This window comes from Colwellia sp. KU-HH00111 (assembly GCF_040362745.1).
Classification (GTDB): Bacteria; Pseudomonadota; Gammaproteobacteria; order Enterobacterales; family Alteromonadaceae; genus Colwellia.
The window spans coordinates 360276-385010 of the sequence record NZ_BAABWO010000001.1 but is presented as its reverse complement, the minus strand read 5'-3'; the positions used below and the strand labels follow the sequence as shown (position 1 = coordinate 385010).

17 protein-coding genes are annotated in these 24735 nt (G+C 37.7%); 8 read left to right on the top strand and 9 right to left on the bottom strand.

What is annotated here, in order from left to right; translation table 11 throughout:
* Window positions 1-153: 153 nt before the first annotated feature.
* Window positions 154-3405, bottom strand: coding sequence for a VPS10 domain-containing protein (locus ABXG98_RS01540; RefSeq protein WP_353536920.1), 3252 nt, complete (start codon window positions 3403-3405; stop codon window positions 154-156).
* A gap of 504 nt (window positions 3406-3909) precedes the next feature.
* Between ABXG98_RS01540 and ABXG98_RS01535 the strand changes: the two genes are divergently transcribed.
* A complete protein-coding gene (locus ABXG98_RS01535; RefSeq protein WP_353536919.1) occupies window positions 3910-4416 on the top strand; it encodes a PepSY domain-containing protein in 507 nt (168 codons plus the stop codon).
* Between the two features lie 162 nt (window positions 4417-4578).
* Complete coding sequence (locus tag ABXG98_RS01530; protein WP_353536918.1) at window positions 4579-5775, top strand: serine hydrolase domain-containing protein; 1197 nt, start codon at window positions 4579-4581, stop codon at window positions 5773-5775.
* Window positions 5776-5921: 146 nt separating this feature from the next.
* Here ABXG98_RS01530 and ABXG98_RS01525 read toward each other — a convergent pair whose 3' ends face one another.
* From ABXG98_RS01525 to ABXG98_RS01510, 4 genes are all read right to left on the bottom strand, one after another.
* Entirely contained in the window at window positions 5922-6611 is a 690-nt protein-coding gene (locus ABXG98_RS01525) for a PEP-CTERM sorting domain-containing protein (protein WP_353536917.1), read from the bottom strand.
* A 541-nt stretch (window positions 6612-7152) separates the two neighbouring features.
* Entirely contained in the window at window positions 7153-9222 is a 2070-nt protein-coding gene (locus ABXG98_RS01520; RefSeq protein WP_353536916.1) for a S9 family peptidase, read from the bottom strand.
* Between the two features lie 362 nt (window positions 9223-9584).
* On the bottom strand, window positions 9585-10205 hold the full coding sequence (locus tag ABXG98_RS01515) for a PEP-CTERM sorting domain-containing protein (RefSeq protein ID WP_353536915.1): 621 nt from the start codon (window positions 10203-10205) through the stop codon (window positions 9585-9587).
* Between the two features lie 422 nt (window positions 10206-10627).
* Window positions 10628-12880: a sensor domain-containing phosphodiesterase gene (locus tag ABXG98_RS01510; RefSeq protein ID WP_353536914.1), complete on the bottom strand. Its 2253-nt coding sequence runs from the start codon at window positions 12878-12880 to the stop codon at window positions 10628-10630.
* 153 nt (window positions 12881-13033) lie between these two features.
* Here ABXG98_RS01510 and ABXG98_RS01505 point away from each other — a divergent pair, with 153 nt between their 5' ends.
* From ABXG98_RS01505 to ABXG98_RS01490, 4 genes are all read left to right on the top strand, one after another.
* Window positions 13034-14974 (top strand): AsmA family protein, encoded by a 1941-nt coding sequence (locus ABXG98_RS01505; protein WP_353536913.1) that lies wholly within the window; start codon window positions 13034-13036, stop codon window positions 14972-14974.
* Window positions 14975-15039: 65 nt separating this feature from the next.
* Entirely contained in the window at window positions 15040-15789 is a 750-nt protein-coding gene (locus tag ABXG98_RS01500; protein WP_353536912.1) for a DUF4197 domain-containing protein, read from the top strand.
* Window positions 15790-15925: 136 nt separating this feature from the next.
* Window positions 15926-17164 (top strand): TMEM143 family protein, encoded by a 1239-nt coding sequence (locus tag ABXG98_RS01495; protein WP_353536911.1) that lies wholly within the window; start codon window positions 15926-15928, stop codon window positions 17162-17164.
* Between the two features lie 135 nt (window positions 17165-17299).
* Window positions 17300-17770, top strand: coding sequence for a DUF4124 domain-containing protein (locus ABXG98_RS01490; protein ID WP_353536910.1), 471 nt, complete (start codon window positions 17300-17302; stop codon window positions 17768-17770).
* Window positions 17771-17832: 62 nt separating this feature from the next.
* Here ABXG98_RS01490 and clpB read toward each other — a convergent pair whose 3' ends face one another.
* The 3 genes from clpB to rluD form a co-directional block, all read right to left on the bottom strand.
* Window positions 17833-20403, bottom strand: a complete 2571-nt coding sequence (gene clpB, locus ABXG98_RS01485) for an ATP-dependent chaperone ClpB (RefSeq protein WP_353536909.1) — start codon at window positions 20401-20403, stop codon at window positions 17833-17835.
* Between the two features lie 115 nt (window positions 20404-20518).
* Complete coding sequence (gene pgeF, locus ABXG98_RS01480) at window positions 20519-21337, bottom strand: peptidoglycan editing factor PgeF (protein ID WP_353536908.1); 819 nt, start codon at window positions 21335-21337, stop codon at window positions 20519-20521.
* Window positions 21318-22292, bottom strand: a complete 975-nt coding sequence (gene rluD / locus ABXG98_RS01475; RefSeq protein WP_353536907.1) for a 23S rRNA pseudouridine(1911/1915/1917) synthase RluD — start codon at window positions 22290-22292, stop codon at window positions 21318-21320. Before rluD ends, pgeF begins: the two co-directional genes overlap by 20 nt.
* A 158-nt stretch (window positions 22293-22450) precedes the next feature.
* Here rluD and ABXG98_RS01470 point away from each other — a divergent pair, with 158 nt between their 5' ends.
* Window positions 22451-23218: an outer membrane protein assembly factor BamD gene (locus tag ABXG98_RS01470; protein ID WP_353536906.1), complete on the top strand. Its 768-nt coding sequence runs from the start codon at window positions 22451-22453 to the stop codon at window positions 23216-23218.
* 127 nt (window positions 23219-23345) lie between these two features.
* On the opposite strand, the gene glnB is transcribed toward ABXG98_RS01470, so the two are convergent.
* The gene (glnB, locus tag ABXG98_RS01465) at window positions 23346-23684 is read right to left on the bottom strand and encodes a nitrogen regulatory protein P-II (protein ID WP_353536905.1); all 339 of its coding nucleotides are present in this window, start codon (window positions 23682-23684) and stop codon (window positions 23346-23348) included.
* Between the two features lie 119 nt (window positions 23685-23803).
* Between glnB and nadE the strand changes: the two genes are divergently transcribed.
* A complete protein-coding gene (nadE, locus tag ABXG98_RS01460) occupies window positions 23804-24646 on the top strand; it encodes an NAD(+) synthase (protein WP_353536904.1) in 843 nt (280 codons plus the stop codon).
* The last annotated feature ends 89 nt before the right edge of the window (window positions 24647-24735 follow it).

The following is a 24735-nucleotide window of genomic DNA, read 5'->3' as shown; positions in this document are numbered from 1 at the left end:
TTAGACCATTACAGAGCAGGCGTACTAGTAAATCACAGTAAGTCCAAAGTGCTAAAAATAAATACACAGTTAAAAAAAGATGCCGTTCACCTTAAGTGAACGGCATCAGTCTTATACACGCCGTTTTACTACTTATTAAAAACTAAAAATCAACTACAAAGAAGCGCCCTTTGTCCAAGGACCGCCCGCGTTAATAATAGCTTCTTGAAGAGCTGGAATTGAATCTTGCTGAAGTACTTTAATGCGTTTAGTTACCGCATTAAGCCCTTCTAGAGCATAGCCTAATTGCTCTTTATGCTGCTTTGTTGGTCCGTAATTAGACCAACCTGCCGACATTGCATAACTAAGACGGCTTGAAATATTCGCTGGCTTTGCACCTTTACGGTCACGAGATTTAAGGCCGTATATTTCAACGTTAATCCCATTAAGCTCCGCTTGAATGTTAGCGAATTGCTTCTCTAGTAGTGCTAAGTTATTTGGTGTTCCATCGATAGCTACACGAAGTGCATCAATAGTATTCTCTAAACCTTCAATAACTGTGCGCGCTGCAGAAGAGCGTTTTTGTGCAGCAACGACTTCCCTACCATAATCTAATACTTCATTAGAAGAGTTAGTTGTAATTGCAGATTGGTAAATTGCTTGTAATTCAAAATCAACTGGCGCTGCCAATTGAGTTAACGTGCTGCCTACACGCTTATACAAAGTGGCACTATACTTACCTGGAGGAGCAACTAAGCTACTACCTGCAAGCTTACCATCGACAACCGCGGATGTTTTACCATAGCTCATATCCCATGTAACTCGATGTAACCCTTTTTTAGCTTTACCTGCTACACGGTTAACAAAATTACCAGAAGCATCTTTAATGTCTAAATAGACTGCAGGTTTTGCTTCCTGATTCTCTTTTTCAATACTTTCCCAAGTAGGATATTTAGGATATTGCTTATCTTTAACCATTTTCTTTTCAGCTTTTTGGCGTTTTTCTTTTGCTGTTAATAGGCTGTCTTTTAAGTAATAAGTTAAGGTGGCGCCGTGGGCTGGGTTCTTAGCAACGAATCTGTCGTCACCATCTGATACCGTATGGTTACTATCAAGAGTAAACCATTTCACAGGACGACTTGGTGCAAATAACAGCGCATCTTCTTCCATGGCTTTTTTCGATAATTGACGTAATGGCGCATAGTCATCAAGAATATAAATACCTCGACCAAATGTGCCTGCAACTAGATCATTTTCACGACGTTGGATTTTAACATCGCGAGTCGAAATAGTTGGCATACCACCATTAAGCTCAAGCCACTTTTCACCTCCGTCAACAGTGAAGAAAATACCGAACTCCGTACCAATAAATAGAAGGTCTTTGTTTACATGATCCTGAACTATGCGCCATACAAGGTGCTTTGCAGGTATATCTTTTGCCAAAGATGTCCACTTTTTACCTAAGTTAGTAGACTTAATAAGATATGGCTTAAAGTCACCTTCTTTGTGGTTATCTAGCGCAACATAAACTGTATTGGGATCATACAAATCAGCACGAATATCATTTACATACGCATTTTTTGGAATGCCTTTCACTTTCTTCAAATCGATTTTTTTCCAATTTTTACCACCATCTTTTGATACTTGAATAAGACCATCATCTGTACCAACCCAAAGTATGTTTTCGTTTACTGGGCTTTCAGAAAAATTAGCAATGGTGTGGAAATTAGACATCGCATAAAGGTCCCAGCCAGCCTCTACAGACCAAGTGCGCCCCATCATCGGCATGTGCATACGATTGCCGTCTTTGGTTAAATCACCTGAAATTGGAGTCCAGCTATCGCCTCTATCATCGGAACGCCAAACACGCTGTGATGGAAAATATAGACGCTTAGGATCATGTGCTGAAACATTAATCGGTGCATCCCAATTAAAGCGCTCTGCGGGCTCCCCTGGACGAGCTTGAGGTTTAATATAAACATTTTCTCCAGTTTTCAGATCACGGCGAGTCAAGTTACCTTGCTGCCATTGCGAATACATAATCTCAGGGTTTCCTGGCTCTACTGCGGGTTGGTGACCGTCCCCCCCTAAAGTTAAGTACCAGTCTTTATTTTTGATACCTTCTTTGCGATTAGTACGCGATGGACCCCCTTGGGTATTGTTATCTTGTGCGCCAGCATAAACATTATAAAATGGTAGTGAATCATCTGGGGCCACTTTATAGAATTGAGTTAAAGGTAAGTTCGCCATAAAACGGAAATTTTCCATACGATCATGTGACATATAGATACCGCCATCAGAGCCGATGAGTACAAAGTCAGGATCGGTTGGATGAAATGCAAATGCATGGTCATCTACGTGCTTACGCTTTGTGTTGATAGGCGTCCATGTTTTACCACCATCGTTAGAAACTTTACTGTAGTTACTTGCAATGTATACACGGTCAAACTGATGTGGGTCTGCAAAAATTTCCTGATAATAATGAGGGCCTGTACCTCCTCCGACTTCATCAGACATTTCTTGCCAGCTTGCACCTCGATTTTCCGAACGATAGAACCCACCTTTACGATTGTCAGTTTCGATTGTAGCGTAAAGCACATCAGGGTTCATTGGCGAAATTGCCATACCTATTTTACCCATGTTACCCTTGGGTAAACCTGATTTAAGTTTTGTCCAAGTTTCTCCACCATCATCAGATGTGTGAATACCAGCACCTGCACCGGTGCCAACATAAGCTGCGATTGTTCGTTGACGAGACCAAGTCGCTGCGTAAAGTTTATTAGGGTTGCGAGGATCAATAAGTAACGAAGTTACACCTGTCCATTCATCTTCAGTCTTTAATACTTGTTTCCACGTTTTACCGCCATCTGTGGTTTTATACAAACCACGCTCGCCACCACTTGTCCATAATGGCCCCTGCGCAGAAACCCAAACAATATTGGAGTTTGTAGGATGAATAATGATATCAGAAATACGCTCAGACTTTTTAAGGCCCATGTTTTCCCACGTATCACCACCGTCAGTAGATTTATAAACACCGTCACCAAAGCTGATATGACGACCGCCATTATTTTCACCTGTACCTACCCAAATAATGTCTGAATTACTTGGGTCAATCGTTACATCGCCTGTTGAAAAAACGGCCTGTTTGTCGAAAATAGGTTTCCAAGTAGTACCAGCATTGGTAGTTTTCCAGATACCTCCTGAAGCTACAGCAGTGTACCAAGTGGAGGGGTCGGACTGGTCTACGGCAATGTCTGAAATACGACCAGACATGTAGGCTGGTCCAATGTTACGCATTTCCATAGCATCGAACGTTTTACTACTAAAAATCAATTCTTTCGCGTCGTCAGACCCAAAAGCAAATCCGCAAGTGCTAGAAATCATAAGTGATGCAGCGAGAGCTGCTTTCATAATATTTTTCATGTTCCACCAATAAGTTAATTATCATCGTTACAAGATTACATTAAGTTAAAAGAGAGACAGATGAAATAGGTTAAGCGACTAAGTGACGAAATTAAACGTTCAAATAAATATTTAGCCGCTAAATTGATTAGGTATATAGTTGTTTAAACTTAATCCTGAAGCTTTGGTTACTTGCATTAGCTTTTATTTTAAGAAAAAATTCAGCCCGACTTGCTAATGTTTGTTTTAACCTAATTTATAGGCATTATGTCGCAATGGCTATTTATGTGAAGTGCTTTAATTGATATATTCACCAATTAATTTTTTCTATCAAAATTATCCGGTTACAGCTAAGTCTGATATTAATGCTTTTTTGATTATAAGTAGTTTTTATCTCAATGAGTTTTCTTTCTTCTGGTAAATATCTGCGAGCTTTCAACCTAGACGAAGTATTCATTTGTCTGTAAGTTAGCAATTCTAATTACTATTATTGATCTTTTTATTTAAAAAATAGCGTAGTACTTTATGAGCTTTAAAAAAACCAATAGAACCATTCATAAATGGGCAAGCATTGTTATTGCTATTCCATTGTTAATTATCTTTGTAACTGGAATTTTGTTGCTGGTTAAAAAAGAGTTTCATGTACTACAACCGCCAACGATGAAAGGTCATGGGCAAGTCCCAACCATTATCTTCAATCAGATTTTAACCATTGCCAAAACCATAAAAAACGCGGAGATAAAAAGCTGGCAAGACATTGACCGACTCGACGTAAGACCAAGCAAAGGTATTATCAAAGTGCGAACAAAAAATAACTTGGAAATTCAACTTGATGCTTCAAGTGGAAAAGTGCTATATGTTGCTCAACGCAATTCAGATCTTATTGAGAGCATTCACGATGGGACTTTTTTGGAAAAAAATGCCAACCTCTGGTTAATGTTGCCTGTAGCGATAGCTTCGATAGTCATCCTAATAACAGGAGTAATATTGTTTTTTATTCCTTACTTAAAAAAAAACAGGCCTAGAGCTTAATGTTGATCAGTTAAGAAAAAGACGTTAATCACTTGATTGATCTTTAATAGGCTTTAAAACAATTAGCACAAAATAAAAAATAATTAAGGGTCTATTTAAATTCTTCACTGTTTATTTAGCCATAAATTAGCTAGACTCAGTTTTTTTTATTAAAGAGGCATTGTGTTGTTTCGTATCTACTATCTTTTGCTGTTATCACTTTATATCCCCTGTGTTGCTGCTGACTCACTTACAGCGTTTAATCACAAGTTCTCCAAACATGTTGCCAAGCAACTTGAAAAATACAGCATTCCTGGTGGAGCTTATGTCATTGTAAAAAATAATAAAGTAGTATCCTTAGAAACTTTTGGCCACACGGACAAAACAAAAAGTAAAGAAATCAATAGTAATACAGTCTTTCGTTTAGCATCGGTATCAAAAACGTTTGCTTCCACCATTACCACTATGCTTGCACAAGAAAACGTGCTTAATTTATCAGCGCCAATCACACAATATGTACCTCGCTTTACTTTGGCTAAAAAAGGGGCCGCAGAAAAAATTCAGTTAAAGCATATTCTCAGCCATTCTAGCGGTTTAATGCCTAATGCTTATGATAATTTACTACATGAAAATTGGAGTATGAGTAAAATTATTAATCGTTTTGATCGAATAAACCCTATTTGCCTGCCAGAACAGTGTTACGGCTATCAAAATATCACGTTCGGATTATTGCAACCAGCCATTGAAGCTAGCCAACCACACAGTTATGCAGCACTGCTCGCACAAAGGTTGTTTTCTCCTTTAAAAATGAATGATAGCTCGGTTGGTTTTACAGCTTTTCAACAACACCAAAATACCGCAAAACCTCATGTGCTAAGAAAAACAATTTTAACAAAGCAAAAAGATAACCGAGGTAAAAGGCTAAAACAATATATTTGGCGTAAAGTGCCCGTAGCACCTGATTTTTATAAGGTTGCACCTTCTGCCGGTGTTAATTCAAGCATTTCAGATTTAGCACAATGGCTTATCGCTAATTTGGGACATAGCCCTGAAGTATTATCACCAGCATTGCTAACTGAAGTAACAACACCAAGAATAAAAACCAAGAAAGATTTACGGAGAAAATATTGGCGGGAACATTTAACTGATGCGCATTATGGTTACGGTTGGCGTATTTATCAACTACAAAAACAAACCATTATTTATCATTCTGGGTGGGTAGAAGGTTTTCGCGCTGATATTGGCTACTCACCTGAGTTGGGGTTAGGTTTTGCAATGCTTATCAATGCTGAAGCGAATGTTATTAATCAAGTTTCAAGTGAATTTTGGGCAAAAGCTCATGAATTGTTGCCTCCAAAAAGTCAAACTACTGCACCGTAAAAGCAACGACTGAAACTAATGAGCGAGTGTATTTCTATATAATAGTGTTGTTTTATATCAGCATCGACAGTTGATAGTGTGTAATCAATAAAAACACCAATTATAATAATTGATGTTTTATCAAGTTTGTAAGCTACAAAAAACAGCTACTGTTTAAATCGACGTGATGCTAAGCCCATCATTCCTAATGCAAAAATCGCAAGGGATGATGGCTCAGGAACACTAGTTGTAGTGTCATCGGTTGTAGTTAAACGAAAATCATCAAATACCCAAGCTCCTCCATCAGATACACCTGTACCTTCAGTTTGAAGACGAATACCTAAAGAAGACCAATTATTAGTAATTGCATTATTAAACGCTGCTGAAATATCAAAACTAAAGATATCTCCTATATTAATTCCATTTGTGCTAAACGATCCAACAATTGTACTTGCTATAGCTTGATAGTCACTAATATCTTCGGCGTTATTTCCTTGATAAAGAACTATATCTATCATTCCATTAAAAGGAAAATCATTTGTTCCACTAAACAACCCGTATGAAAAAGCATCAAATGTAACAAAAGCCTCTGGCGTAGTTACCAAACCGCCTAAATCATACTCCGATAAACCTCTAACTTCTTCACAACTAAAGTTACCAATTTCGGCTTTACCTGATGGATTACCAAAATCACCGCCTGTACTTGAATGGAAGTGATTCCCTGATGACTGATCACAATCAGAGGCTACTGAAAAAGTGAATCCGTTTGTAATTAACCCTGCGTTTGCTGTACTAATAAAACTAAGAAGTGCTATGGTTAAACTAGTTAAAGTTGCTTTCAAAAATTTTAATTTCATTTTTTATCCTTATAATCCCTTTCCAAAATTTTAGTAGATAATTCCTATGATAGTAATTATCTACTAAAAATTTATACAAAAGATAAGCCAACAAATAAAAATAACTTAATTTCAATAATTTAATTATCAAGTTGGCATTTTGCTATATTGAGTTGCAAAAAAAGCTGACACAAAATAGTAATCTATTTTTTAAAAGAGCTATTGTTTCAAGAATCCAAGTGAAATCGACGCCCTACTATTGATTATGAGACTTTCATTACTACATTTTTTATCGCTCAAAGGTGAGTGTTGAAGGATTTAAAGAGACTTGATGTAACATGACCTAATCAAATTAACATATCAAGATATCTCAAATTCAACGTTACGCCTTATCTCTAGGGTTTATAATTCTCGTTGAGATGAAAATAATTTAATCAACTTGGTATGAGATAGCACAAAAAAACTGGCTATTAAGTTACCTTAATAGCCAGAATCTTTTTGCTTGACAGTGTGTATTCTGACACTTATCAATAAATAAGTTATCAAGTGCACACTAAACAAATTATTTGTCTGCTGTATGCGCTTTTTCTGTCGGCTTTTTTGCAGCTAAATTAGCTTTATGATCAACTTTATAGTCAGGCATTTCATTGTTGCCATCCATTAAATAGTTATCCATCCAGCGCATTAATCGAATACTATAATCGTATTGTGCTGCTACTTTGCGGTTACCGTGACCTTCGCCAGGATAATATACTAAACGCACATCTTTGCCCTGCACTTTCATATAGCGATACATTTCCATTGATTGCGCCGGATGAACTCGCGGATCGTCTTTACCATGCATAATTAATAAAGGGGTTTTTGATTGATGCGCCCAGTAAATAGGACTGCGTTCTAAGTAGTACTGCCATTTATCCCATGGGTAAGAGCGCGCATGTACTAAGTGCATTTCATTAGAAATATCAGTGGTACCAAATTTAGATAATTGATTTGAAATACCAACGAACATTACGCTAGCGGCGAAGTGTTCGGTAAGCTTTGTTGCTGCCCAAGCAGAGGCATAACCACCATAAGAGCCACCAGTAATACCCACTCGTTTACTATCAACTAAGCCGATATCAACGAGGTGCTTCTTCATATCAACCAAATCGTCAAATTCTTTACCGGCATAATCATTTTGACCTAATTTAGAATAAGCGACACCTTTACCAGTTGAACCGCGATAATTAGGATAAAACACTGCATAACCGCGCGCAGCACCCATTTGACCTGGCTTTGAGTAGGCAGTTACCCAGCCATTTTTCTCATGGCTTTCTGGACCACCATGTACTTGCATGATTAACGGGTAGCGTTTTCCTTGTTGGTATTCTAATGGATAAACCAAAATCCCGCCAACTTCTACACCGTCTCTGGCTTTAATGGTGATAGATTCTTGTTTAGCAATTTTTTTGTCTTTTAACCATGGGTTTGAGTCAGATAACTTAGTTGCTTTTTTGCCTCGTACTAAAAAGACTTCATTTGGATGCTTAGCCGTGTGGCCTTTCACTACCAAGGTTTTATCTGAGTTTGAAAGAGACAGGTTAGAGGCAATGATCTTACCTGCTTTTATTTGAGTCTTATATTTATTACTGCCTGGCTTAATGTTAGCAACTATACTTTCTGTACCAACCTGAGCAATAAAGTTTAGCTTTGCACTTTTGTGTGACCATTCAATATCAGAAACATGACCAGCAAAATTTGGTAGCCAGTCAGTAATTTCACCTGTTTTGACATCAGCTAAATAAAGACGGCCAGCCGCTGGATCATGCTTATCTTCAGCGCCAATAACGGCAATATGTTTACCGTCATAAGAAAACTCTGCACTGCCTAGCTTACCTTCTGTAGCAATAGACATGGTGATCTTCTGATCTTCAACGTTCATTACATGCCACTGACCTTTAGTATAGGAGTCATCAATTAATGCCGTTGGCTGTGTTTTAATAAGTAATTGATCTCCCTGAGCTGACCAATTCATGTCACTCACATAACCAGTAACTTTATACGCGTCTAACTCAACAGGCTGCTCTTTTATCACTAAATCGGTAACATAAAGCTGCTTGTTCTTCAGACCCATCTCATAAACTTCAGCCTTAAATCCAAGTTCTTTTAATTTTTTCTCGGACTTATCTTTCGCTGGCATCGCTAGAATAGCAACTTGCTTGCCGTCAGGGCTGATATCATAGCGACTGATAGAGCTATTTTTTAAGCCCATTACTTTTTGACGTTCACCACCATTAACGGGTATACGGTATAGCTGAGTGTACTTTTCTTTGTCAAACTTAGCTAAAAAGTAGATATACTGGCCGTCAACTGACCACTCTAAACTACTCACATTAACTTTTCCGGTTATAAAAGGGCGACTGACCCCTTTGTCATCTGTTAAATATAATTCAACATAATTGCGACCATTTTTATCGACATACAGCTCTCTTGGTAAAGAACGGGTATAAGCAACCAGTTCACCACTTGGGCTAACCGCGCTTTGCACTACTGTTTTAATTTTTGGGATATCTTCTATCGTGATAGTATCGATGGCAAATGCACCAGCACTTGCTACCGAAAGCATTGCTACAAATAATTTTATTTTAGACATAGTTTCCTCAATGAGTTTTTAGATACTGAATTAAAATTCAGCAGTTTACTATTATTGTCTTTTGACCAGGCTATATTAGCCTAACACCAAAAAACCGCAAAGCTTTAGGGCTCAAATTAATAGCAAATTTATAAGCTACAATGCCTAATTGGTTAGGTGTCACCCAACTTAACGAGAGATAAAAACTGATATGAAATTTTTTGATTTTAACAAGAGAGCTACATGTGAAAGCATTTTCGGAAACGCGAACCCCATATAAGCATACTTTTCTGGCTAAGCAACGCCTCGATAAGCACAAACAAAAAAACATCAATCATGACAATTGATGTTTTTAGTGATAGCACTGCATAGACTAAATCAGATTATTTTTTAAAGCGTCGTGATGCTAAACCAATTACCCCTAATGCAAAAATTGCAAGAGTTGATGGCTCTGGCACAGTATTACTCGCAGTTTGACTTCTAACGAGCCAAGAACCAAGCCTATGAAAATTGTTTGTTTCGCTCCAACAACAATTGACTAAAGGATCATTGACCGCAGCAACTCCATCTCTTAAGCGAACATAACCTAAGCCATAATTACCTGCAGGGTTCACAGAGCCCCTTGAAACGCCCTGAGTGTAAAGATCAATAACTCCAAACAATTCTTGAAATCTAATGGCGTTGCTAGTAATAGTTGCATTAGTAGAGTAGCGATAGCCATCTCCAATCAATACAGCATCAAACAAACCTTCTATTTCTAATTGAGTTGCCCATCTGAACTCACCGAAAAAGCCCTCAGATTCAGTATCAACAATCGAGTTTCCTGCTGTATGTGTGATATCTAACCACTCAAGCCCTGTAGAACCATCCAATGTCAGTAAATTATCGCCAGCAACCTGCCAGTCTACTTCAGTTAAGTCAGAAATAAGTGTTGCTTTAGCAACGTTTACCAAGCAACTTGACGTCAGCACCAAAAAAGCAAAATGTATAAATTTATTTTTCATTGAATGTCCTGTAACCTATTTTTATAGTACTTATGATTGTAAATGGAAATTAAAGTAGTAAAAATTTAATTTCCATTTACAATGCAAGAATCATACAAAGTTTAAAATATCATTCTATTTCAATACAATAAATACTATCCACCAGATGACTCTCATTTCACTGTAAAACAAACTGACACTTAGTCACTTTTCAACCATTTGAATACATTAGGCATCTTCAACAGTGTGTTATTTCAGCTTGTTTCAACTAATAAATGTAACTAATGGGCAATATATCAGGTTAAATTAAAGAAATAGTGGAAAAAAATATGATATATATGACTAAAATGGTAGCTTATTAATTAAAATCTCAATAGTGTTAACGTTGACAAGCGATAGATTATTTAGATAGCTGGTTACAGCGGATAGCAAACTCAGGTCTTTTAAATTTTTAATGCATACTTCTTCTGCCAAACTACATAGTCATCAAGTGCCATAGGTTTTGCAATATAATAGCCTTGAATGGCATCAATTTGATGAGCAGCAAGGATCTCAAATTGCTCTGCTGTTTCAACGCCTTCAGCAACCACTTGCATATTTAGATTTTTAGCCAAATTGATAATGGTTTCCACAATACTTAAGCCTGAGTCGTTATCAACAATATTATCAATAAAACTTTTATCAACTTTTAGCTCTTTGACTGGGTAGGCATGTAAATAAGATAAACAAGAATAACCGGTACCAAAATCATCAATTGAAAATGTAAACCCTTGCTGTTTAAGCTCTTCCATTTGCGACACAGTATGCTCAAGCTCATGAGAAAGCATTGATTCGGTAATCTCTAATTTAATTCTTGATGGCTCAACCTTGGCGTCATTAATAATGGTTAATAATTCGGACTTTAACATAGAAGAATGAAATTGATTTTGGCTCAGATTAATAGAAAGATTAAATTGAGCGTCAATCATTGCCTTACTAGTCAGTTGGTTGATTAGCCGACATACATCTTGCAATACAATATTTTGTAGCTTTTGAATTAAGCCAAATTGCTCAGCAACAGGGATGAATTCATTGGGTGTTATTAAACCTTTGGTTGGATGATTCCATCGAATAAGCGCCTCCCCACCAATAACCTTTCCAAACAAGTCAACTTGAGGTTGAAAATAAGCGCAAAACTCATTGCTATCTATTGCTCTGACAATATCTGATTCCAGTGCTGCTTGTTTTTCTAGTAACGTTTGTAATCGTGCATCATAGAAGCTATAGCTATTGCCTCCTTTAGTTTTAGCGCGATACATTGCCGTATCAGCAAATTGCAATATACTGTCTGCGCTCGAGTTAAGATTTTCGATTAAACAGATACCAATACTGCCACTTACCTGAAAGGCTAGTGGCCCTATCTCAAACTTTTCATGTAATACTTGTTGCAACTTTTGCGCGACAATTGCCGCTTCAGCATTCGCATGCTCATTATTGTCACCAACGTATTCAAGCAAAACAACAAATTCATCTCCCCCTATTCTAGCGAGTGTATCAGAGGCTCGAACCACAGATTTTAATCTTAGAGATAGCTCAACTAATAGTTTATCTCCTGCACTATGGCCTAATGAATCATTAATTCTTTTAAAGTTGTCTATGTCTAAAAACAATAAGGCTCCCGTTTTACTTGAGCGATTTATTCTTTCTACACAGAGGGTTAGTCGTTCTGTTAGTAGTCGCCTATTTGGCAGGTTAGTTAACGGGTCAAAATAAGCTAATTGTTTAACTTTTTTCTCTGCTTTTTTGCGCACCGTGATATCTCTTGCCATCCATAAAACATGTTTTTTATCAACACCATCTTGTTGATAATAAGCAACAGGAGCAGTTCGTCCTTCAAACGTTAACTTACCTTGTGTCACTTCAAGTTCGTATTCAAAGACTTGAACTAAATTACTCGCTAAGGTTTTCTCAATCACCGCCATAATAGGTTTAGCATTATCTCGTGGTAGCACATCATTTAAATTTTTATTCAGTAATTCGTTTTTTGATAAAAAAGGGAGGTTCTCTAATGCGCCATAGATATCAACATACACACCATCCTCACTTATAATCAAAGCTAAATCGGGCATCACTTGAGTAATCGCATGGAACTTTGCATTACTTACTTGTAAGTCCTGAATAAGTTGATTCAGTTGTCTATTTTTTTGTTTTTTTTCTAATGCAATACAGGAAAAATGAACAAAGTAGTCTATGAGCTCTAAATCTTTACTTGAGGGAGTTTTAGGGTACCCATAATAAATTGCAAAGGTGCCTAACACCTCAGCTTGAGTAGAAATAATAGGCGTTGACCAACAAGAGTGAAGATTAAAGTTACTTGCTAGGTCTTTAAAGTTTTTCCACAAAGGCGATGTAGCTATATTATCAACCACTACACGAGATTTTCGATAGGCTGCGGTACCACATGAGCCAACTTCAGCACCTATGGTAACACCATTAATTAACTGACAATATTCAGGATCTAAACTTGGCGCGGAACAGTGAAATAGTTGATCACCTTTGAGTGACAAAATAGAGCACTTTGCAGAGTCATCTTCTATCAACTCTTCAATTGCCAAGCAAATATCAACAAAAACATTGCTAATATCATCACCTAAGGCAATTTTAGACAATATATTTTGCTGGTGAGCCAATACACCGTTAAGTCGATCTAATTCCATATTAATTTTATATATTCATAGCGCATTAGTTCATTATAGTGCAAAAAAAAGATCTCGCCTTTTTATCTATTTTATTTAACTGCCTTTAATTAGATGAATTAAAGACAGTTGTTCACTATAATTAAAGTTAACTGCTAATAATTAAGTACAATTATGCGAATATTCTTAAAATCCCTCTCTGTTATCGTAATTATGTTGGTTTTGTTAGTTGTAGCTGCTTCACAGTTAATATCACCTCAAGACATCATAGAACAGGTAAGCTCTCAAGTAGAACAGACTACAGGCCGCACATTTACTGTAAACGATGAAGCAAACTTAAAAGTATTTCCATCATTACTGATAGAGTTACATGACGTGCGCTTGGCGAATATAGAAAATGGCTCAAGATCGGATATGGCTCGCATTAGTGAATTAGTCATTCACATTCCATGGTTGTCTTTGTTTTCGGATGAATTAACGATTGATAAGTTTGTTATTAACAATCCGGATATTTTGTTAGAAAAACGTGTTGACGGTAAAGTTAATTGGCAATTTTTGCCATTAACATCGACAAACAAAGAGGCAAAAAACACGGCTAATATCGATGTCGCTAATAGCACAGTAATGACTTTACCTGAAGCTTTTGACGTAAGCCTTGGACAAGTCGAAATCAATGGCGGCAAGCTTACTATTATCGATCACCAAAGCAAAGACACCAAAGTGATTGATCAGCTCAATTTGGCAGTAATGCTCCCCTCTTTACGTGAAGATCTTAATTTATCAGGTAACATTAGATATATGGAGCATGTATTTGAGCTTGAGTCCACTGTAACAACCCCTGCTAAGGCCATTAATAATCAACCTTTTTCGATTAACTTATCGCTTACATCCAAGCTAGCAACATTGAATTATGAAGGGAAGGTTTTACGCCAAAGGAAAGAGCTTAATGGTATGTTATCTTTATCCGGGGATTCAGTTAAACAGCTGCTACGCTGGCAGAAACTCCCATTAGAAGCAAAAGACGAGGCGTTTAATCAGTTCTCACTAACAACCCAAGTACACTTTGTTGGTAATAAACTATCCTTAGATGAGTTGCAAATGAAGCTAGATGCTTTAGCCTTTAATGGTTCAACTACTATTGATTTAACCACACCATTAAATATTACTAGTACCATTGATTTAGGTATACTTAACCTTAACCCTTATTTGCCAGCCGAAACCACAGTAGCATCACAAAAAAAACAAACTGATAGTCAACCACTAGTATGGGATAACACCGCGCTTGACCTATCAGCTTTAGCGGCGCTTAATGCTGAACTATCAATTCAATCAAGCCAATTATTTGCACGAGAAGTTAAGTTGGGCAAAAATGCAATAAAAGTTACATTGCAAAATGGCATCGCTAACATTGCTCTTAAAAGCTTTCAAGGCTATGAAGGTAATGGTAGCGGCTCTATTAAAGTAAACGCCAATAAAAAACCTTATATTATTAACAGTCAATTTCAATTAACTAATATTAATGCGGAGCCACTACTAACCGACGCAATTGGTTTTGACAAACTGATGGGCAAAGGTCAATTAGCTTGGGAGCTAACCACTCAAGGCCTTAGTCAGCGTGACTTTATTGATGCTCTTGATGGCAGCATTGATTTTAGCTTTATTGATGGTGCTATCAAGGGAGTTAATTTAGCCGCAATAGCAAAAAGTGCCAGTAATATTGTTGCCGGTAATTTAGCCGCAGTTAATTTAGATAGTAATTTTAGCAACGCCGAGAAAACAGACTTTGCCGAATTAACTGGCAAGTTTGAACTCAATAATGGTATAGCTACTACAAATAATTTATCTTTGAAAAACCCCTTTGTTCGTATCTCTGGTATGGGCGATATAAATCTACCTAAAACTAAAGTAAAATTACAAGTAAAAACAACCATGGTGTCTTCGGCTAAGGGGCAAGCAGCTCAAGGAGATAGTGCCGGCATTGATATCCCCATCAAGATTAAAGGACCATTTCATGATATTAAAATTCGACCTGACATAAGCTCAGCCACTAAAGACAAGGTCAAAGATAAAATCAAAGACAAAGTAAAAAACAAACTAAAAGGACTTTTTGGTTAACATTGCCAATCACAAATTCACACCTGTCCTTAGAAAAAAGAACACTAACACAGAAGACTTTAATTATGCATAACAGTAAACACTATCTAATCACCTTAATCATCTCGATGAGTACTATTTTGACAATAACACCATTAAATGCCCAAGCAAATTGGTGGGAGCAAGTTAAAAAATTACTCGGTGATAATGAACAAATCGCTCAATCAGCTTTAAATGATGAGCAAGTTGCCAAAGCGCTCAAACAAGCTTTGTCGGTGGGTTCAGAATCAGTGATCAACGCATTGCAACAAAATGGCGCTTTTACCAACAATGCTAATTTACATATTAATTTACCTCCTTCTTTAGCTCGGGTGGGAAATGTGTTAGATAAAATAGGCTTAGGACAATGGACGGATGATCTTGAAACAAAACTAAATCAAGCAGCAGAGCAAGCCATTCCTGCCGCCGGCCCTATTTTACAAACGGCAATCAATAATTTAACCCTTAAAGATATTCAAGCAATCTACCTAGGAAAAAACGATGCTGCCACTCAATACTTTAAAACACAAATGTCTGAGCCAATCGCGCAAGCATTAGAGCCCATTATAAAACAGAATTTAGAGAAGGTTGAGGCACTTAAGCTATATGACAATATCATGTCAAAATATCAATCTTTACCTTTTGTACCCGATGTGAGTAATAATTTGATAGCGCTTGTTAAGGATGAAGCAATGGCAGGGATGTTTGCCTATTTAGCGAAAGAAGAAGCCGCCATTCGTAATAACCCAGAAAAAAGAACAACTGAACTACTTAAGCAAGTGTTTGGAAAACATTAACGATAAAAGCAGAACATAAATATTTTAAGCCCTCTACAAAGGGAGTATGCAACAGCATTGCAGTGACCACTTTTTATTTCGCTGTGGCATTAACTCCCGTAAATTCTGATTATAACCCTTGAAGTAATACTTTATTATGGCCGTAGAACGATTTATTCCCTTTAGAAAGCAAGATGTTATTGAAATGTGTTGCCAAGTCTTGACTGACAAAGCCGCTGTTGAGTCATTTCAACAGTTCTGTCAACTACTCTCTAGTGTCATTCATTATGATTACCACGAAAAGCTTGAGACGTTGAAAAACAACTATGCTCCATTTGACCCTAATGCTGATACCCGTGTATTAAAGCATTTAACATTACCCCAACGTGAGCAATGTCAAACTGACTTTGCGGACAATTTTGCCAACATTTTAAACGCCGCTAATTTTGAAAAAATAACAGAGCAAGATCTACAAGAGGCATTAACTGAAGAGTCATTGTTTAAAGTACGGCTTGAAGTAGAGTTTGATGATTTTGAGCAAGTTGTTTTTTATCGTCGTGGTGAATCACAGCTGAGTGAAACTATCACCTCCTTTTGGGGACTTCGCAAGCAAACACTCCACTTTACCAACTATGATAGGGTTGCGGTCTATATCACCTTTAAAGATAAAGCTCATTTTGAAAAAAAACAAAAACAACCGCTAGGTTTTGAACCAAGTTCTACCATTGTAAAACTATTCCAAAATGTGCCAAAAGCCGATTTAGAAATGCTATTCCCTAACAGTGAAGTAAGAATGCGCCCCATTGACAAAGTCATTATTGGTGCGTCAGCGGTGGTTGGTGGTGCTGTTGTATTAATAACCAAACTAGGTGCTTCAATTTTACTGCTTGCGGCATTATTTGCTTTCTGGCTAGGCATACGTTCAGACGAAGTAGAAATGACACAACAGCATATTATATCGTTTGGCTTGGGAGTAGGAATTTTTGGCAGTTTTATCTTTAAGGAATGGAGTAAATTCAAGAATCGAAAGATCAAATTTATGAAAGCACTATCGGATAATCTTTATTTTAAAAACTTAGACAATAATGCCGGCGTATTTCATACTTTGATAGATGCTGCTGAGGAAGAAGACTATAAAGAAGCTCTATTAGCCTATACCTTTTTACTTAATTCAGCATCAGGACTAACGGCCACACAACTTGATGATAAAATTGAAGCTTGGTTTAACGACCAATATCACTGCTTATTAGATTTTGAAATTTCTGATGCCTTAGCTAAGCTTGAGCGGATGAAATTAGTCAGAGTAGTGCAAAACTGTTATCACGCTGTGCCTTTAACTCAAGCAAAACAGGACTTAGACCAGTATTGGGACACACTATTTAGTTATAATCACTAGTTTTGAGGATGATTACTTTCGCGTATTTTTTATGAAAAATAACAAAAAACAATTGAATATGCAGCGAATTTACCCTAAGTTGAAATATTATTATTATATTACCTTTAATAACTATTAAGCCGCCAAGGAATAACCATGAATTTTAGCTATCCAGCCATCATCGTATTATGGTCAGCTGTCATTTTCAGTATCAATGTCATAGCAAAAGAAACTGCAATCTACCGCTGGGTTGATGAGAACAATGTTGTCCATTTTAGCCAAAACCTACCTAAAGGCACTAACTATACTGAGTTAACAACATTTTCTTCTTTTACATCCAAAGGTAAGGCTTTGGCGGAGACGGGGAAGTCAGCAAACATTGACCAGCAGATATCTCAATACGAGCAAGAGCAAGCTGAAGTTATTGCTAAAAATAAAGAAATTGCTGACAAGAACTGCAAGGCGGCAAAATATAATGTCACCACATTGGACTCATTCGACGAGGTAATGTTTACTGATGCTGATGGTAAAGACCGAGCGATGACCGCAAAAGAGAAAAAAGAAAAGCTTGCCTTGAGTAAAAAACATATTGAGCTGTATTGTCAAAAAGAAAACGATAAAAAATAAACAAAAAGGCTCTCAATTTTTTACAATCGAGAGCCTTATAATAAATACACCTTTGGTTATCCTTAGTTAAACACTAACGTACCATTGTCTTCACTGAGTTCAATCGTACTACCTCTAACATAATTACCCGCCAATAATTTTTGCGATAACGGATTTTCGATTTGCTGTTGTATCGCACGTTTTAAAGGCCTTGCTCCAAAAATCGGGTCAAATCCAGCTGCTGAAATTAATGCCAATGCCTCAGGGCTAACCGATAAACTTAACTCTTGCTCTGTTAAGCGCTCAGATAGCGTTTGGATCTGAATTTTTGCAATTTCAGCAATTTGTGTTGCTACTAAAGGATGGAACACCACAGACTCATCAATTCGGTTTATAAATTCAGGTTTAAAATGATGACTAACTTCATTCATCACTTGCGCCTTCATTTGTTGATACTGGCTATCATCACCAAACTGTTGAATAATATCTGAGCCGATATTTGAGGTCATAATAATGACTGTATTTTTAAAGTCTACTGTCCTGCCCTGACCATCAGTTAAACGCCCATCATCTAATACTTGCAATAAAATATTAAAGACATCACTATGCGCTTTTTCGACTTCGTCTAATAAAATGACCGAGTATGGTTTACGGCGAACAGCCTCTGTTAAATAGCCTCCTTCTTCATAGCCAACATACCCTGGAGGCGCACCGACTAAACGAGCAACCGAGTGTTTTTCCATAAATTCTGACATATCAATACGGATTAATGACTCTTCACTGTCAAAAAGAAAATAAGCTAAAGCCTTGGTCAGCTCAGTTTTCCCCACCCCTGTAGGCCCTAAAAACAAAAATGAGCCTATTGGTTGGTTGGGATCAGCTAAACCTGCACGCGAGCGTCTAATAGCATTAGAGACCGAAGATACCGCTTCTGCTTGACCAATAACACGTTGGTGTAATTGTGCTTCCATGTTGAGTAACTTATCCCGTTCTTGCTCAAGCATTTTCGAAACAGGGATCCCCGTTGCACGGCTCAAGACATCAGCAATTTCAACCTCAGTCACTTTATTTGCCAACAAACTCATTTCTTGCATTTCAGCTTGGCTTGCAAGATCAAGTTGTTTTTCAAGTTCAGGTAATTTACCGTACTGCAACTCAGACATGCGGTTAAGATCACCTGCACGCCGAGCTGCTTCTAATTCAATTCTAGCTTGGTCTAATTCTTCTTTAATAGTTTGAGTGCCATAAAGCGCTGCTTTTTCTGTAGTCCACAGCTCATCTAATTCATCATACTCTTTTTGCTTATCATTAATTTGCTCTGAAATATTTGCCAAACGTTTTATTGTGGCATCATCGGAATCCTTTTCTAGCGCTTTTTGCTCTAATTTCAATTGTATTAATCGACGCTCAAGTCGATCTAAATCTTCAGGTTTAGAGTCCATTTGCAGGCGTATACTCGAAGCTGCCTCATCAATTAAATCAATAGCTTTATCAGGCAATTGTCGATCGCTGATATAACGGTGAGACAACGAAGCGGCAGCAACAATAGCAGGATCTGTTATATTGACATTATGATGCAACTCATAACGCTCCTTCAAACCCCGTAATATAGCAATAGTATCTTCAACACTGGGTTCATCAACTAAAACCTTTTGAAAACGTCGTTCTAACGCTGCATCTTTTTCAATATATTGGCGATATTCATCCAAGGTGGTCGCGCCAACACAATGTAAGTCACCACGCGCTAATGCAGGTTTTAACATATTACCCGCATCCATAGCACCATCTGTTTTTCCGGCACCCACCATAGTGTGAAGCTCGTCGATGAATAAAATAACTTGGCCTTCTTCTTTAGCCAACTCATTTAAAACGGCTTTTAAACGCTCTTCAAATTCCCCTCGATATTTAGCACCGGCAATCAAAGCGCCCATATCTAAAGATAAGACGCGCTTGTTTTTTAAACCTTCTGGCACTTCAAGATCAACAATGCGCTGCGCCAACCCTTCAACAATTGCGGTTTTACCCACACCCGGTTGACCAATTAAAACCGGATTATTTTTGGTTCTTCGTTGTAATACTTGCAAGGTTCGGCGGATTTCATCATCACGGCCAATGACTGGGTCTAACTTACCTTGCTCAGCACGTTCAGTTAAATCTACTGTATACTTTTGTAAGGCTTGTCGAACATCTTCAGCATTTGGGTCATCAACATTTTGGCCACCACGCACATGCTCTATTGCCGCTTTTATCCTGTCTTCATTTGCTCCTAGCTCCTTCAATATTGTGCCTAAAGCGCCTTTATCTTCAAGTGCTGCTAGCAAAAACATTTCTGAAGAAATAAATTTATCAGACATTTTTTGTGCATGTTTATCACATAAGTTAAATAACTTGCCCGATGCACTAGAAAGTTGAACATCTCCATCTGCCCCTTCAACTTTTGCTAAGGATTGTAGTGCTTGCTCAACTTTGGTTCTTAAGGTCCGAACATCAACTCCCGCACTTTTTAATAGTGGAATAACTGAATTGCCGTTTTGATTTAACAGCGCCATCATAAGATGGATCGGTTCGATGAATTGATGATCACGCCCTAGAGCGAGTGATTGAGCATCAGCGATGGATTCTTGAAATGATTGAGTAAATCGATCTAAACGCATAAATATTCTCCTGCCATATTACTGGACTTATGAATGACTTACTTATTACATTAGGCCTAATTATGCTTTTTTCAATGGAGAATATTCTATTATTTTGTAAGTATCATCAGAGACATTAACGAATACAGATCAATGTAGCCATGCGCCCTGTTACTGAGTTTTTCCGATAGGAATAGTACTTTTGAGTGTTTGAAAATGTACATTCTGGCAAGGCACTTATGTGAGTAATACCTAAATTTTCCAGCTGTAATCGTGCAATTTGATGTAAATCGGCTAAGTATTTCCCCTTACCTTTTGTGGTAAAAGCGGTATTAAATTCATTGCCTTGTTGTGTAAATTCAAATTTTACCTCTGCACCGACTTCAAATGCATTTTTAGCGATACAAGGGCCAAGCCAAGCGTAAACCTCTGCATTCGGGGTTTTCATTTTAGCGAGAGTATTTGCAATAATATTGGCTGCTAACGGTCGCCATCCACCATGAATGGCCGCAATTTCATTGCCTGATTGTGACACTAACAAAATAGGTAAACAATCAGCGGTCATAATTGCTAAGCAAGTATTTTTGCTTTGGGTCACTGTAGCATCGGCAACCAACGCGGTTTCTGATACTTGCTTTACTTCAATAACGTCACTGCTATGTACTTGCTCAAGCCATTGTATTTTTGCATTTTCTGGTAATAGTTTTTGTAGCTGCCGACGATTATTTTGTACCTTTTGAGGACAATCCCCAACATGTAAACCTAAATTAAACGTTTGATAGGGCTTTGAATGGTGCTGACTTTCAACATTTGGAGAAATACGGGTTGTTTGAAAAGCTAACACCTGCTGTGCTAGCTTTTTTTCTGATGCAGATGTGGGTGCCAGCCATTGCACTGGTTCAATGGCTGCATTGTGTATGATACTTTTATTATAATTAATACTCTGTTGTACCATTTAGTTTTGTATCTGCTTGCAATAATTCAACTAACTCAACAAAATCATCCGGCAAATCTGCGTGCCAAGTCATTAGCTCACCCGTTCTTGGGTGATATAAAGACAGCATAGCAGCATGTAGTGCTTGGCGCTTAAAACTACGTAATTTTGTCAGTAACTCTGGGGTAGAATTTTTTGGTGGACGCGGTCTACCACCATAAACAGGATCGCCTACCAATGGGTGAGTAATGTGAGCCATATGTACACGAATTTGATGAGTTCTGCCTGTTTCTAGGCGCAAACGCAAACGTGTATGCAAACGATACTTTTCTAGCACCCGGTAATGAGTAACTGAAGGTCTACCAGAAAAAGAAATCGCCATATGTGTGCGTTTGGTTGCATGACGACCAATTGGCTCATCAACTACGCCACCGGCAATCATGATGCCATTTGCGATGGCTTCATATTCGCGGGTAATTTCTCTTAACTGCAACGCTTCAACTAGGTTTGTTTGCGCTGCAATTGTTTTAGCAACTACCATCAAGCCAGTGGTGTCTTTATCTAAACGATGAACAATACCTGCTCGCGGAACTACTTCTATCGCAGGAAAATGATGTAGTAAGGCATTTAACACTGTGCCATCAGGATTTCCTGCACCGGGGTGAACAACTAAACCGGCAGGTTTATTAATAACAAGAATATCGTCATCTTCATACACTATGTCTAATTTGATATCTTGTGCAACAAAGCGGTGCTCTGCTTCAACTTCGGCGTTAATGGTGATAATTTCACCGCCATACATTTTTTCTCGGGCACGGGTTAATACATCACCATTAACCTTAACTGCGCCTGATAAAATCCAATCTTTTAATCTAGAACGCGAATAGTCCGGGAACATTATTGCAATTGTTTGGTCTAAGCGTTTACCTAAACATGAATCAGGAACGGTATCTTTATGTTGAATTATTTCAGACATTAAACTCTCTTTAAATTTTTAACGTTGTGCAACTTATGATTGCTAGGTTAGAATGCTAATACTCAAGTATGCACTAGGTATAATAGTTCTATTTTACCCTTTTTATGAAAGGGTTTCATACTTATTTAATTTCAAATAAAGGCGTAACTCTAAATTCCATGGAAAAATTGACCACAAAAATACTGTTTATCTCCTTAGCTCTAACTATAACGGGCTGTTCGTCTTCAGGTAACAGTGAAGCTGAAATAAATAAAGTACCGGATAAATCGGCACAATCACTATTTGCTGATGCCCGTACTTCTCTTGATAATGGTTTATATCAAAAGGCTATCCAAATTCTCAGCGCGATTGATTCTCGCTTCCCTTTTGGCCCAATTTCTCATCAAGTACAATTGGATTTGATTTATGCCTATTATAAAGTGGGTGATTCGGCGCAAGGTATAGCACTAGCAGATCGCTTTCTGCGTCTAAACCCAGAGAACCCTAATAGTGATTACGTTTACTATATGCGTGCTTTAATAAATTTATCGACTGAAGAGAATTTATTCCAAGATATGGCAGGTATCGATCGTAGTGATCGAGATCCAACCGCCGCCCATGATGCATTTAATGATTTTAAACGCATTCTTACTCAATACCCTAACAGCAAATATGCCGCTGATTCCCGTAAGCGAATGATTGAAATAAAATCTCGCCTAGCAAAGTATGAGCTTGCCGTAGCAAAGTTTTACTTAGAGCGTGAAGCTTACGCTTCTGCCGCAAATAGAGGTAGGTATATTATTGAATATTTCACACCTAGCCCTGAAATAGAGCCAGCGTTAGAAATTATGATTGAATGCTACAGCAAACTTGGCTTGGATGATTTAAAGAAAAATGCTTTGCAAGTATTAGCGGCAAATTATCCTACTAACCCATTAGTGAATTAGCAAAAGTCAGAAATGTTTCGAGTTTCGACAACAGTATAATAATACTCTGCCTTCGTTACTCGAAACAAATCGCTCGAACATATAAGCTTGTAGTTAGTACGTATAACACGTCTAACCTGCCCATTTTCTATATGGCTTCGTTATTCTCTTCACCTGTTCTGATCCGAATGACACGTTCAATGTCAGTAATGAATACTTTACCGTCACCTATTTTCCCAGTTTGTGCCGTTTCTAAAATAGCATTTACACAACGTTCTAAGTCTTCATCGGCAATCACTATTTCTAATTTGACTTTAGGTAAAAAGTCCACCATATATTCAGCACCACGATAAAGCTCAGTATGGCCTTTTTGTCTGCCAAAACCTTTCACTTCAGAGACGGTCATACCGGTGACGCCAATTTCGCCTAATGCTTCCCTTACATCGTCCAATTTAAATGGTTTAATAATCGCTTCAATTTTTTTCATTTTATCCCTCTATATTAGCACTCAGTATATTCTCTTAATATTACAACGCGTTTATTACCAAATCACGCTTTAATTTTGATAAACTATCTTTTTTAAAAAATATTCACTTAGGACGCTATATGGATCAGCAAACCATTATAAATGAAATGAAAGTTTTACCTGAAATTGACGTTAGGTTTGAAATTCGTCGTCGTATAGAGTTTATAAAAACTACTTTACAAAGTGCTGGCTTGAAAACATTAGTACTTGGTATCAGTGGAGGAGTTGACTCATCAACCTGTGGACGCTTAGCTCAACTTGCAGTTACTGAGTTAAACCAAACGCTAAGTAGCCCAGAAGCTCATTTATATCAATTTATTGCGGTTAGGCTTCCCTATGGTGTTCAAGCCGATGAAGATGATGCTCAGCAAGCGTTAAGCTTTATTCAACCGAGTCACTGCTTAACCACGAACGTGCTTGATGGTGTAGACGGAATTCACCAGCAAGTTGTTACCGCACTATCTGATGCAAATTTATTATCAGCCTCAAGCGGCCAAATTGATTTTTCTAAAGGTAATGTAAAAGCAAGGGCTCGCATGGTTTCTCAGTATCATATTGCTGGCATACTAGGCGCTTTAGTCTTGGGTACAGATCACAGTGCTGAAAATATTACCGGCTTTTTCACCAAATGGGGTGATGGCGCCTGTGATTTAGCACCACTGTTTGGCCTGTCAAAAAGACAAGTTAGGATGTTAGCCCAGCACTTAGGTGCACCTGACATTCTAGTAAAAAAAGCACCAACCGCTGACTTAGAAGATTTAGCACCTGGCAAAACTGATGAAGATGCCTTAGGTATTAGTTACGATCAACTTGATGACTTTCTTGAAGGCAAAAACGTATCCTCTCAAATCAGTGCTCACATTATCAATATTTATAAAAAAACACAGCACAAGCGCCAGCCTATCCCAACAATTTATGATTAATTTACCGTTAAAAGTTATTTAGTTTTTTTATTGGCATAATCCATTTTTTTTAACTATACCTATTTTATGGAAGTTATTTAAAATGGATT

Excerpts from the sequence above, each read along its gene's own strand:
- glnB (WP_353536905.1), bottom strand. The coding sequence starts at position 23,684 with ATGAAAAAAATTGAAGCGATTATTAAACCATTTAAATTGGACGATGTA.
- pgeF (WP_353536908.1), bottom strand. The coding sequence starts at position 21,337 with ATGGTACAACAGAGTATTAATTATAATAAAAGTATCATACACAATGCA.
- nadE (WP_353536904.1), top strand. The coding sequence starts at position 23,804 with ATGGATCAGCAAACCATTATAAATGAAATGAAAGTTTTACCTGAAATT.
- ABXG98_RS01515 (WP_353536915.1), bottom strand. The coding sequence starts at position 10,205 with ATGAAAAATAAATTTATACATTTTGCTTTTTTGGTGCTGACGTCAAGT.
- ABXG98_RS01495 (WP_353536911.1), top strand. The coding sequence starts at position 15,926 with ATGGCCGTAGAACGATTTATTCCCTTTAGAAAGCAAGATGTTATTGAA.
- ABXG98_RS01470 (WP_353536906.1), top strand. The coding sequence starts at position 22,451 with ATGGAAAAATTGACCACAAAAATACTGTTTATCTCCTTAGCTCTAACT.
- clpB (WP_353536909.1), bottom strand. The coding sequence starts at position 20,403 with ATGCGTTTAGATCGATTTACTCAATCATTTCAAGAATCCATCGCTGAT.
- ABXG98_RS01520 (WP_353536916.1), bottom strand. The coding sequence starts at position 9,222 with ATGTCTAAAATAAAATTATTTGTAGCAATGCTTTCGGTAGCAAGTGCT.
- ABXG98_RS01505 (WP_353536913.1), top strand. The coding sequence starts at position 13,034 with ATGCGAATATTCTTAAAATCCCTCTCTGTTATCGTAATTATGTTGGTT.
- rluD (WP_353536907.1), bottom strand. The coding sequence starts at position 22,292 with ATGTCTGAAATAATTCAACATAAAGATACCGTTCCTGATTCATGTTTA.
- ABXG98_RS01540 (WP_353536920.1), bottom strand. The coding sequence starts at position 3,405 with ATGAAAAATATTATGAAAGCAGCTCTCGCTGCATCACTTATGATTTCT.
- ABXG98_RS01500 (WP_353536912.1), top strand. The coding sequence starts at position 15,040 with ATGCATAACAGTAAACACTATCTAATCACCTTAATCATCTCGATGAGT.
- ABXG98_RS01535 (WP_353536919.1), top strand. The coding sequence starts at position 3,910 with ATGAGCTTTAAAAAAACCAATAGAACCATTCATAAATGGGCAAGCATT.
- ABXG98_RS01490 (WP_353536910.1), top strand. The coding sequence starts at position 17,300 with ATGAATTTTAGCTATCCAGCCATCATCGTATTATGGTCAGCTGTCATT.
- ABXG98_RS01525 (WP_353536917.1), bottom strand. The coding sequence starts at position 6,611 with ATGAAATTAAAATTTTTGAAAGCAACTTTAACTAGTTTAACCATAGCA.
- ABXG98_RS01510 (WP_353536914.1), bottom strand. The coding sequence starts at position 12,880 with ATGGAATTAGATCGACTTAACGGTGTATTGGCTCACCAGCAAAATATA.